Annotated in this window: 12 protein-coding genes; 5 read left to right on the top strand and 7 right to left on the bottom strand. The window is 59.5% G+C overall.

The annotated features are described in order from the left end of the window. The coding region (locus JWR14_RS13235) for an AAA family ATPase (RefSeq protein ID WP_299707126.1) at window positions 1–149 on the bottom strand (149 nt) is incomplete at its 3' end. 426 nt (window positions 150–575) lie between these two features. Between JWR14_RS13235 and JWR14_RS13230 the strand changes: the two genes are divergently transcribed. Together JWR14_RS13230 and JWR14_RS13225 are read left to right on the top strand one after the other, a co-directional pair. Continuing rightward, window positions 576–941 (top strand): c-type cytochrome, encoded by a 366-nt coding sequence (locus tag JWR14_RS13230; protein ID WP_097261818.1) that lies wholly within the window; start codon window positions 576–578, stop codon window positions 939–941. 79 nt (window positions 942–1,020) lie between these two features. After that, window positions 1,021–1,401, top strand: coding sequence for a c-type cytochrome (locus JWR14_RS13225; protein ID WP_299707105.1), 381 nt, complete (start codon window positions 1,021–1,023; stop codon window positions 1,399–1,401). Between the two features lie 110 nt (window positions 1,402–1,511). On the opposite strand, the gene JWR14_RS13220 is transcribed toward JWR14_RS13225, so the two are convergent. From JWR14_RS13220 to rsxB, 3 genes are all read right to left on the bottom strand, one after another. Next, the gene (locus tag JWR14_RS13220) at window positions 1,512–1,943 is read right to left on the bottom strand and encodes a DUF1841 family protein (protein WP_299707102.1); all 432 of its coding nucleotides are present in this window, start codon (window positions 1,941–1,943) and stop codon (window positions 1,512–1,514) included. Window positions 1,944–2,059: 116 nt separating this feature from the next. Further along, window positions 2,060–2,704, bottom strand: coding sequence for an endonuclease III (gene nth, locus JWR14_RS13215; RefSeq protein WP_299707099.1), 645 nt, complete (start codon window positions 2,702–2,704; stop codon window positions 2,060–2,062). Between the two features lie 5 nt (window positions 2,705–2,709). Next, window positions 2,710–3,651, bottom strand: coding sequence for an electron transport complex subunit RsxB (gene rsxB / locus JWR14_RS13210; protein ID WP_299707096.1), 942 nt, complete (start codon window positions 3,649–3,651; stop codon window positions 2,710–2,712). Between the two features lie 480 nt (window positions 3,652–4,131). Here rsxB and JWR14_RS13205 point away from each other — a divergent pair, with 480 nt between their 5' ends. Then, a complete protein-coding gene (locus JWR14_RS13205) occupies window positions 4,132–4,764 on the top strand; it encodes a TetR/AcrR family transcriptional regulator (RefSeq protein ID WP_299707094.1) in 633 nt (210 codons plus the stop codon). A gap of 121 nt (window positions 4,765–4,885) precedes the next feature. Here JWR14_RS13205 and phaZ read toward each other — a convergent pair whose 3' ends face one another. Further along, a complete protein-coding gene (gene phaZ / locus JWR14_RS13200; protein WP_299707091.1) occupies window positions 4,886–6,157 on the bottom strand; it encodes a polyhydroxyalkanoate depolymerase in 1,272 nt (423 codons plus the stop codon). 487 nt (window positions 6,158–6,644) lie between these two features. Continuing rightward, window positions 6,645–8,510, bottom strand: a complete 1,866-nt coding sequence (locus JWR14_RS13195) for a glycoside hydrolase family 15 protein (RefSeq protein ID WP_299707088.1) — start codon at window positions 8,508–8,510, stop codon at window positions 6,645–6,647. Window positions 8,511–8,866: 356 nt separating this feature from the next. Between JWR14_RS13195 and JWR14_RS13190 the strand changes: the two genes are divergently transcribed. After that, window positions 8,867–9,115, top strand: coding sequence for a hypothetical protein (locus tag JWR14_RS13190; protein ID WP_299707123.1), 249 nt, complete (start codon window positions 8,867–8,869; stop codon window positions 9,113–9,115). Window positions 9,116–9,309: 194 nt separating this feature from the next. Here the strand turns inward: JWR14_RS13190 and JWR14_RS13185 are convergent, their stop codons facing one another. Further along, window positions 9,310–9,462: a DUF3096 domain-containing protein gene (locus JWR14_RS13185; RefSeq protein ID WP_299707085.1), complete on the bottom strand. Its 153-nt coding sequence runs from the start codon at window positions 9,460–9,462 to the stop codon at window positions 9,310–9,312. 359 nt (window positions 9,463–9,821) lie between these two features. On the opposite strand from JWR14_RS13185, the gene JWR14_RS13180 reads away from it, so the two are divergent. Next, on the top strand, window positions 9,822–10,935 hold a 1,114-nt coding region (locus tag JWR14_RS13180; RefSeq protein WP_299707082.1), incomplete at its 3' end, for a lactonase family protein.

The following is a 10,935-nucleotide window of genomic DNA, read 5'->3' as shown; positions in this document are numbered from 1 at the left end:
AGCGCGGCGGCGACTTCCTCGGCCAGCATCGTCTTGCCGGTGCCGGGCTCGCCCTTGATCAAAAGCGGGCGCTGCAGGGTGATGGCGGCGTTGACGGCGAGCTTGAGATCGTCGGTGGCGACGTATTGCGATGAACCTTCAAAACGCATGACGCGTCCCTCGGAGAAGGAAAAATTGCAGTATAAGTCAGAAGGGTTTTGGGGGCGCCGCCCCCGGAAGGTCCGATCGGGCTCAAGCGGGCCTCAATCGCCGCGTTACGGCCGAAGGAGAAGCAAATGTCCATCGGACAGATTGTCGCAGTCTCCCGGGACCCCAAGCCCCACGGCCTTGCGCGCTGGAGCCGACCCCGCTGCGGCCGGTGGACGCAGGGTAGGTCGCGCGGTACAATTAGCGCGATTTTTTTGGCCCGCGTGGCTGGAAAAACGGAAGTTCGTGGAAATGCCCTCCAAGGTACGATTGAATGCGACCATTCAATGCCATCATTGCCGCGCGCGTCCGTTTGACCAGTCCCGAGAAAGTCCCGGAACGCCAGGCGTCCAAGGTGCCGGATTTCCCCTCATGCCAGGTTAGAAGCTATGAATAAATTCGTCGGCAAATGTGCCGTGATCGCAGCGCTGTCGGGGCTTGCCGGCTTCGCGACACAGGCATCCGCCGATGTCGTGGGCAACGCGAAAGCAGCCCAGGGCAAAGTTGCGATGTGTATCGGGTGCCACGGCATTCCCGGTTATCGCACCGCGTATCCCGAGGTGTACCGGGTTCCCATGCTCGGCGGCCAGAGCGCCCGCTACATTGAGAACGCGCTGCATGCCTACAAGAAGGGCGATCGCCATTTTGAAACGATGCATGGCATAGCGACCACGCTGTCCGATCAGGATATAGCCGACATCGCAGCGTATTACGCCGCGCAAACCCCCTCTTCGAAGAACAATCCCGACAAGTGATCCGCGTTGCGCCCGTATCTGATTGTCAGATCCAGGGCGCCCGTCACCCGGTAATCACTAATCGCGGATAGGAGAATTCATGAAGGCACTCGACACAGTGTTGAAGACAGCATGCACGGCAGCCGCGCTGATCGGCGCGATCAACGTCCTGGCCATGCAGCCGGCGTATGCAGCCGATGCAAGCAATGGCAAGGTGCTCACCGAGGCCCACAATTGCGCGGCCTGCCACGGCCCGAACCTGAACAAGCCCGTGAGCGCGGAGTATCCGAAGCTTGCGGGCCAGCACGCCGATTATCTCTACTGGGCGCTGCGTCAGTACCAGATGGGCAACGGCAATCCGAACTTCGGGCGTAACAATCCGATCATGGCGGCTCAGGTGCAAAGCTTGTCGCAAAGCGATCTGAAAGACATCTCGGCGTATATCGAATCGCTGGACGGCGATCTGGTCGTGAAGAAGTAGGCGTCGCCGGATCGTTGTTGTCCGTTGTTGTTTTGATGTGCGCATAAACAAACACCCCGCCGGTAATCTGCCCGCGGGGTGTTTTTGTTTTCGGTTCAGCGCTCGGCCCTTCAGTCTCGCGACGCCCGCTGTTCTATCAGCGCAAGATACGCGTCGGTGTCCGGCGGCGTGTTGTCGCGCTGTGATTCCCAGATGATCTGTCCGAGGCACTCCATGATCGCGTGCTGGGCGTCGTGCGTCGAACCCATGCGGCTGACCAGCCGCTCATGCGCGCGCCGGATGCCGGGCGGTTGATCGATGGAGAGTTGCTCGGTAATCGCAAGATGCATCGATAAATGCAGGAACGGGTTGCTCTTGCCCTGATCCGGGGAGTAGTCGGCGTGGGCCACGTCGGGATCGGCGAGTTCTTGCTGATATTCAGGATGCTCACCGATCCAGTCCGCGGCAATGCTCTCAAGCGGTGTCAGGACGCCACCTTCGCGCTGCTTGCGCCAGGTGTCGGTGAAAAATTGGCGAACTTCGTCGCGGCTGGGGTTGAACATGGTTGGGGAGCGTGCTTGCGAGTGTCGTTTTCAGAGGCTCATTTTAAGCTGCATCGCCGCTTCTCGCCCGCTTCTCGCCCGCTTTGGCCCGCTTTGGCCCGCCGCGCTTATCCTGCCTATTCAATAGGCGCCGGCGTCTTCGGCCGGTACTCGCACAGCGGCTCGATCGCGCAATGCCAGCATTCCGGCACGCGTGCGCGGCATACATAACGGCCGTGCAGGATCAGCCAGTGGTGGGCATCCTGTTTGAATTCATCGGGGACGAACTTCTCAAGCGCCGCTTCGACCGCTTTCACGTCTTTGCCCGGCGCGAGCCCGGTGCGATTCGATACCCGAAAGATATGCGTATCCACGGCGATGGTCGGATGGCCGAACGCTGTGTTCAGGATCACGTTGGCCGTCTTGCGTCCTACGCCCGGCAGTGCTTCGAGCGCCTCGCGATCGTCCGGCACCTCGCCGCCGTATTGCTCCATCAGGATCTTGCACGTGGCGATCACATTCTTCGCCTTCGTCCGAAACAACCCAATGGTCTTGATGTACTCCGTCACGCCTTCTTCCCCGAGTGCGAGCACCTTGGCCGGTGTGTTGGCGATCGGGTACATGCGTCGCATCGCCTTGTTCACGGAGACATCGGTGGCTTGTGCCGACAACATCACCGAGATCAGCAATTCGAACGGCGATTCATGCTCGAGTTCGGTAGTCGGATGCGGATTCAGGCTTTGCAGCGTTTCAAAGATCGCACGGCGTTTTGTGGGGTTCATCGTGTTCAGGTCTTGTTATCGCTACCAGGGTTACCCGGTTCACGGTCAGGGTCGATGGCCGGTGTCGAACTTTTGTCGTCATCCGCGCGGATCATGCCGAGCCGGTGTCGCCGAGCTTCCGCTGCATCGATCTGCGCCTGTACCTCCGGGCTGATCGCATCGGTATTTTTCGGTCCCGCGCCGAGTCTGGCCATTTCTTCTTTCTTCTGGCGGGCACGGTCCATCGCCGCCTGGATGATGGCGCGCTTTTTCGCCTGTGCGTCATCTTCGGCGGCGGTGGCAGTGGCGGTGGCGGATTGAGCCTTCTTTGGATCAACTGATCCATCCGGCTGACCATCCGCTTGAGTGCGTGACTCAATGCCCGGCTCGCTGCCCGACGCGGTACCCGACGACCCGGCCATGCGTGCCGCCTTGCGCGCTTCGGCCGCGTTGCGTTCACGGGCGAGGCGTGCCAGCCGCCCATCGTGCCGCTCGCGCGCCGCGTCGGCTTCCTGCTGGCTCCATGCGTCCCAGCCGGTCTTCTCATCCGTGACCGGGACCATGGCGATGCAATCGACCGGGCAGGGTGGCACGCACAAGTCGCAGCCGGTGCACAGTTCGGGGATGATCGTGTGCATCTGCTTCGCCGCGCCGATGATTGCATCGACTGGACATACCTGCAGGCACAGCGTGCATCCGATGCAAAGATTTTCGTCGATGACCGCAAGCGGCCGTGGCCGCTCAACGCCGTTATCCAGATTCAGCGCAATGACAGGCATGCCCAGCAGGCTCGCGAGGCGGACCACCCCCTCCTGGCCTCCCGGCGGGCACTGGTTGTAGTTTGCCTCGCCTGCTGCAATGGCTTCAGCATACGGGCGGCATGCGGGGTAGCCGCATTTGGTGCATTGCGTCTGGGGCAGCCGGTCTTCGATCTGGTCGGCGAGTGTCTTGGAAGAGGTTGCAGTCACTACGGTCACATTAACGGCTTGCTAATAACAGCATGGGGAGGCGGCGCGAACGGGCTTGGTGAGCCGGGCACTAATGCGTACAACGCGAACGGCTCGCTCATACGGCTTTAGCAGGGCCTGTCGATCTGACAAAACAGATGTTTGGCCATTCGCTCGACCCGTACGATCCGCATTCGGCGACATTCAGTGACAGCTCACGGGACATGTCGACCGTTCAGGTGCGCGCTCATTCTTGACGTCATGTTCGGGCGTTTCCGACCGGCGCACGGGAAGCGGCATTATCGCTGAATTTCAAGCGGTTCCCAATCATTCCCAATTGCCAACATGCCAACGATGTGCACATAATCAAATTGCTTTCGATTGACTGCAGGACGGTATTCCCCACTCACGTTGGCGTAACCGATCCATCGCATGCTTCCTGAGGACACGGGAACGCGTGACGCTATTTCGATAACGCGGTTTGTCGATCACAAAGCCACCATGAACCAGCCAAAAATCAAAAGAGATCCCGAGGGTACACGCCGTCGCATCCTGCTTGCCGCCGCAGAGGAATTTGCTGCGGGTGGCTTGTTCGGCGCGCGTGTCGACCAGATAGCACGCCGTGCCGAAACCAACGAGCGAATGCTCTACTATTATTTCGGCAGCAAGGAGCAGTTGTTCACGGCTGTGCTCGAACATGCATTCGCCGCACTCACGGACGCTGAAAAGACGCTGGATCTTGATGGAATCGCACCCGTCGAAGCCATCACGCAACTGGCGCATTTCATCTGGAATTATTATCGTGAGCATCCCGAACTCTTGCGGCTCATCAATAACGAAAATCTGCACGAAGCCCGCTATATAAAGGGCTCCACGCGGATTCGAGAGTTGATATCGCCTGTGGTCGCCACGCTCACGAAGATTCTCGAACGTGGTCAGCACGCCGGACTATTTCGCAATAACGTCGACCCGCTGCGCTTTTACGTGACCTTGTCGGGTCTGGGCTATTACATCGTATCGAATCGATTCACGCTCGAAGCCACGTTCGGACTCGACTTCAGCCGCGACGCCGAACGCGATGAAATCATCAAGATGAACACGGAGTTGTTGCTCGCGTATTTGCTGCGACGCTAACGCATCTGCCTTATGCGGCCTTCTCACTGAAGAGAGGCCGCACAAAAAAACACGCCGCGTAAAACGCAGCGTGTTTTGTCATGCCAATTAATTTCAGGCATCGATCCGGATCAACGCCGAATTAAGCCGCGACAGCTTCCTTCTTAGGCGCCTTGTCGTGCGCGAGAATAAATTCGCGCAGTTGCGGATACACCATCGTGCGCCAGCGGCGTCCCGAGAAAATGCCGTAGTGGCCGGCCTTCTCAGCCATGTAATGGCGTTTGTTCTTCGCTGGAATGCCGGTGCACAGGTCATGTGCCGCACGTGTCTGGCCGCTACCGGAAATGTCGTCGAGTTCGCCTTCGATGGTCAGCAGTGCCGTGTTCTTGATGTCCTGTGGACGCACGAGCTCACCATTGACGTCCCACGTACCTTCGGCCAGGCGGAACTCCTGGAACACAATGCGAATGGTGTCGAGATAATAGTCGGCGTCCATGTCAAGCACGGCGTTGTATTCGTCATAGAAGCGGCGATGTTGCTCCGCATCTTCGTCGTCACCACGCATCAGGTTCTGATAGAAGTCCCAGTGCGCCGTCACGTGCCGCTCCGGGTTCATGGCGACAAAGCCGGCATGCTGCAGAAAGCCCGGATACACCTTGCGGCCTACACCCGGATAGTTCGCCGGCACCGTGTAGATCACGTTGTTCTCGAACCATTCGTATGAATGTTCACTCGCCAGCGAGTTGACCGACGTGGGGCTCCGACGCGCATCAATAGGGCCGCCCATCATGGTCATGGTGCGCGGCGTATCTTCACCGCGGCTGGCCATCAGCGCGATGGCGGCGAGCACCGGCACGGTCGGCTGGCACACCGAAATCACGTGCAGATCTTTCGCGCCAATATGGCGGATGAAGTCCTGGATGTACTCCACATAGTCGTCCAGATGGAACGACCCGTCTTCGAGCGGCACCATGCGAGCGTCGAGCCAGTCTGTCAGGTAGACCTTGTGATCCTGCAGCAGCGTCTTCACGGTGTCGCGCAGCAGCGTGGAGTGGTGACCTGAAAGCGGAGCGCAGACCAGCACGATAGGTTCGGTCTTGAGTTCGGTGACAGTCGCGCTGTCGTCCGAGAAACGCTTGAAGCGGATCAGCCGGCAGAAGGGTTTTTCCATCACGATCTGCTCGACGATAGGAATGGCATGACCGTTCTTCTCGATCTGATGCAATTCGAACTCTGGCTTTTCGTAGTCCTTGCCCAAGCGGTAAAGCAATTCGTAGCCGGCCGCGAGGCGCGTGGAACCGGGCACGTACGCGAGCGGGCTGGAAGGATTGGTGAACGACTTCGATGCCGCTTCCGCCCATGCCGTGAGGGGACTCAACATGGCCCGCTGAAATTCGTGGAATTGATAGAGCATGTCTGACCTGTAAAAAACCGGTTACGCCCGTGTTCGGGAGCCTGTCCGGCGGTTGGCCTCTATCGGCGGTGGCGTCATGCCGGGATCAGGCTTTCGCTGGTTCCCGGCCCGGCGTGCAGTTCGTCGATTGCACCGCATTGTGGTGCTGGCAGTTATTAGTTGTTGCTTCGTGGTTCTTCGTTATTGCTTCGTTATTGCTTATTTGCTCAACGAGGGTCACGGGAATGGAGCGGGGACTGGGCAAGCCGGCATTGCGCCTTCTGGGCTGAACATGGAACAGCACACGAAACACACGCCGGCTAAGCCGTCACACAGACTGCTATAAGACCCCAATAAACCTATTCATTCGCCGAACGACCGGTCGGAAAGCCTCTTCGATCATAGCTAAGAACGCGCTTTTGTGCAACGCAACATACGTGCTCTGTACCGCTATTCAGCAGGAATTTTGCGTCAAAACCGTCAAATTTCGTCAATCATTCGAATAACATTACGATTTGCTTTCTTTTGCGAGCGCTGCGTCCGAGGGTTTGTCCGGACGCGACGCAGGCTGCCCTGTCGCCTTCGCCATGCCTTGTTCGTGACGCATCAGGTTCATGCCGGTATGCACGAGCGCAACATGCGAAAACGCCTGCGGAAAGTTACCAACCAGGCGTTTCGCGACTGTGTCGTATTCCTCGGCCAGCAGGCCGACGTCATTGGCGAGACCGAGCAAACGCTCGAACATCGCATAGGCTTCGTCGTGGCGGCCCTGTAGCGCGAGATTGTCGACCAGCCAGAAGCTACACGCCAGAAACGTGCCTTCCCCGGGCGGCAGGCCGTCCTCTACTTCCGTCGTGTGGTATCGCTTGACCAGCCCGTCGTGGGTGAGATCACGCTCAATGGCGTGGAGAGTGCCAATCACGCGAGGATCTTCCGGCGGGAGAAAGCCGAGCAACGGAATCAATAGCAAGCTGGCATCGAGAGCGTCGCCGCCGTACGTCTGCACGAACGAGTTCATCGACGGATTCCAGCTTTTCTGGCACACGTCTGCATGAATGGTGGTGCGCAGGTTGCGCCAGTGGTCTAGCGGGCCTTCCAGCCCGAACTGTTCCGCCGATTTGATCGCGCGGTCGTAAGCCACCCACGCCATGACCTTCGAAAAGGTGAATTGCTGACGCCCGCCGCGCGTTTCCCAGATGCCTTCGTCGGCTTCCTGCCAGACCGTGTCGAGATGATTGAGCATGGCGCGCTGAATTGACCACACGGTGTCATCGGCTTGCAGGCCGCCCACGCGCGCGAGATGCAGCGCATTCATGACTTCGCCGTAGACATCGAGTTGCAACTGGTTGACCGCGCCGTTGCCAATGCGTACGGGCTTGGAGTTCTCATAACCCGGCAGCCAGTCGACCTCCCATTCAGGCAAACGCCGCTCGCCCGCAATGCCGTACATGATCTGCACCTGATCCGGCGACCCGGCCATCACGCGGCCCAGCCATGCGCGCCAGGCGCGCGCTTCGTCGTAATACCCGCTGCGCATCATCGCGAGGAGGGTGATGGTGGCGTCGCGTAACCAGCAGTACCGATAATCCCAGTTACGCGTGCCGCCGAGTTGCTCCGGCAACGACGTGGTTGGCGCCGCGACAATCCCGCCGGTCGGTTCGTAGGCCAGCGCCTTGAGCGTGATCAGCGAGCGGCGGATGGCCGAACCCCAGCGGCCGTCAAGGTTGCTGCGTCCGGACCATTCCAGCCAGAAATTCTCGGTGCGTGCGAACTGCGTATGGGGATCGAGCGCGCGCGGCAGGCGCAAGTGCGATTGCGAATAAACGAGTGAGAAGGGGACGCGCTCGCCTTCGCTCACGGTGAATTCGCCGACCGTGCGCATGTTCTCGCCGCTGAGCTCGATCGGCGTGCGCAACACGCAGAGATCGGGACCGGCGATCGCGCGAATACCGCTTTCGTCGGGGAGTTTGCTGACCCAGGGAATGGAGGAACCGTAATCGAAGCGCAGCACGAGTTCCATCTTCATCTTCACCGTTCCGCGCCGCCCCACCACGATGCGCACGAGGTCGGACGCGCCGTCACGGACCGGCATGAAGTCGATAAGCGAAACCTTCCCGTCGGGCGTTTCGAAATCCGTTTCCAGGATCAGCGTATCGCCGCGATAACGGCGGGTGATGACTGGTGGAGGGGCGCCGTCGGGCAGGTCGGGCGTGATCAGCCAGCGGCCGTTTTCCGGCGTGCCCAGCAGGGCCGCAAAACACGCGCCGGAGTCGAAGCGTGGCCAGCACAGCCAGTCTATTGAGCCCTCTTTTGAAATCAGGGCGGCGGTGTGGCCGTCGCCGACCAGGGCGTAGTCCTCAATCAATGCGGGCATAGGCTAGGAGAGTGAAGTCGATGCGGCCGCAGTTCACGCGCCGCGTAGTTGGGGGAGGCAAGCTTCCAGCCTTTCGAGCGATCGATTATGAAGCGCATTCGGGTTTCGCGTCTTTCGTGCTTATCGGGATCAAGCTTTTGTCCCAGGTCGCGGCCCGCCAATCCGGATGCAAACGGCCTTGCAAACCCGCAAGCGCAGGAAGGTTGAAAAAACTTGTGACAAATGCCTAGAATGAATCTTTGCGTCTGACGTTTCGTCCGAAGATAGCCACGCGGGTTCGCGGCACAGGACCCGTTGATGCACGTCACGCGCTCCCTGCTTGCTTAACGTTTTCGAGGACATCGAAAGTGAAAGCCATGCTGAATCCGTCGAGAGCTGATTGCATCGCCATCCTGTCGGCTGCGAGCCGTATCGCCGATCAAAATACGCTCCTGGATCTCAATTACAAGAATCTCGGCCTGTCCCGCAACGGGATGGAAACCGCTGCGTCGTTCCTGATCGAACGCGCCTGCTTCACGCGGCATCGCGAGATCAACGGGCATACCGCGGTAGGTGGCTTGTCGCTGCAGGGCCGCATGCGGCTCGACCAGCTTGCCAACAACTGAACCTGATTGCGCTGCAGCACGCAGCGCCTTGATTCGATTGCAAACCATTCCTGGAGCGCGGGATCGCGAATTGCGATCCCGCGCTCAGCGTTTGCACGTCGTTCGGAACCTCGCTTGGAACCTCGCTCTCCTAAGCGCGTCTTAAGGAGCGCGTCGCGGATGACAACGCTATGGCGGTGTTGGGGCCGCCGTCGTCAGAAATGGGTCGCGCTAAGTCCGAACACGCCGATCAGTCCGATGACGATCAGGTAAATCGCGACGATGAAGTTGAGCAGGCGCGGCACGATGAGGATCAGAATGCCTGCTATCAGCGCAACCAGCGGTCCGAGGCTCAGATGGATATCCATGGTGACTCCTTGTTGATTTTTTGATGGGAATGGGTGTGCATCAGGTCTACATGGTCTGCATCATGCGCCGAAGCGGTGACCGGTGACAATTGGGACAATCGGGCGCATTCCACGGCTCGCGTAACCTGAAACAAGCTTGAAACAAGCCCTGAACAAGCCGTAATAACGAACGATCAGGAGGCAGTATGCAATTGGCGGATTTCACTTATTTCACTCGTTTGACGCGTTTTTCTCGTCGCTTTCCTCATCTTGCTTCCACGCTCCGTGTCCGGAACTTCGCTCCCACGCAAAGATCGTGCCGCGGCGCCGGGCCGGCGGGTTTGTCTGGGTCCGAACGTCAACCCGGACGGGCGCAATTGATGTCGAAAGGTGTCGCGGCGGGCGTTGCCGCTGTGTTGTCGTTTGCTGCGGCCCAATCCTTCGCACAAGGGGCGGGGACGGCGGCCGGCACGTCAACTACTGCTTCCGGTGCGTCCAGTAACGGCGTATTCGACCTGCTCGTGGGCACGTATACCGGCAGCGGCAAGAGCGAGGGTATCTATGTGTACCGGTTCGATACGGGCACCGGCGCGATCACGCGCCTTTCATCCGCGCAGGCGGTGAATCCGTCGTATCTGGTGGTGAGCAAAGATCGGCAGCATGTCTACGCCGTCAACGAGCTTCCCGGTGACAACGGTCCCGCTTCGCAGCGCGGGGGCATCAGCGCATTCCGTTTCGATCCGCCGAGCGGGCAACTCACCTTCGTGAACCGCGTCTCCTCCGATGGCAACGATCCCGCGTATCTCGCTTTATCGCCGGATGGCCGTTATTTGCTAACGGCCAACTACTCGGTGGCATCGAATCCGGGTGGCAGCTTCGCCGTATTTCCGCTGAAAGGCGACCGGGTTGATCCGTCCGTGCTTACGGTGCATCACGACGGCGGCGGTCCCGTGAAAGGGCGCCAGGACAATTCGCATGTGCACTCCACCGTGTTTTCGCCCGACGGCCGCTATCTGTTTGCGCAGGACCTGGGCGCCGACAAGATCTATTCGTATCGATATACGCCCGACGGCAGCCGCGGCTTGTTCGGCCCGACCGAGTCACGCTATACGCTCGTGAAACCGGGCTCCGGGCCGCGCCACTTGATCTTCGATCAAGCCGGCAAGCACGCGTACCTCACGACCGAAATGAACGCGTCGGTATCGGTGTACGACTATGACGACGGCAAGCTCACGTTGAGGCAAACCTTGCCGATGACCCAGCCCGGCTTCAAGGGCAAGGTGGGCGGCGGCGCGATCCATATGTCGCCGGATGGCCGCTTTCTCTATGCCACCAATCGCGGCGATGCAAACGAAATCCTGACCTACGCCGTGAATCCGTCCGATGGTCATCTCAAGCTGCTCGGCCGCAATTCGACGCTTGGCAAAACGCCACGCGAATTTGTTATTGATCCGACCGGGGGCTGGCTGATCGTCGGCAATCAGGACAGCGACA

This window comes from Caballeronia sp., assembly GCF_028292365.1.
GTDB lineage: Bacteria > Pseudomonadota > Gammaproteobacteria > Burkholderiales > Burkholderiaceae > Caballeronia.
The sequence above is the reverse complement of the archived record's forward strand: the minus strand, read 5'-3'. Positions and strand labels throughout refer to the sequence as shown.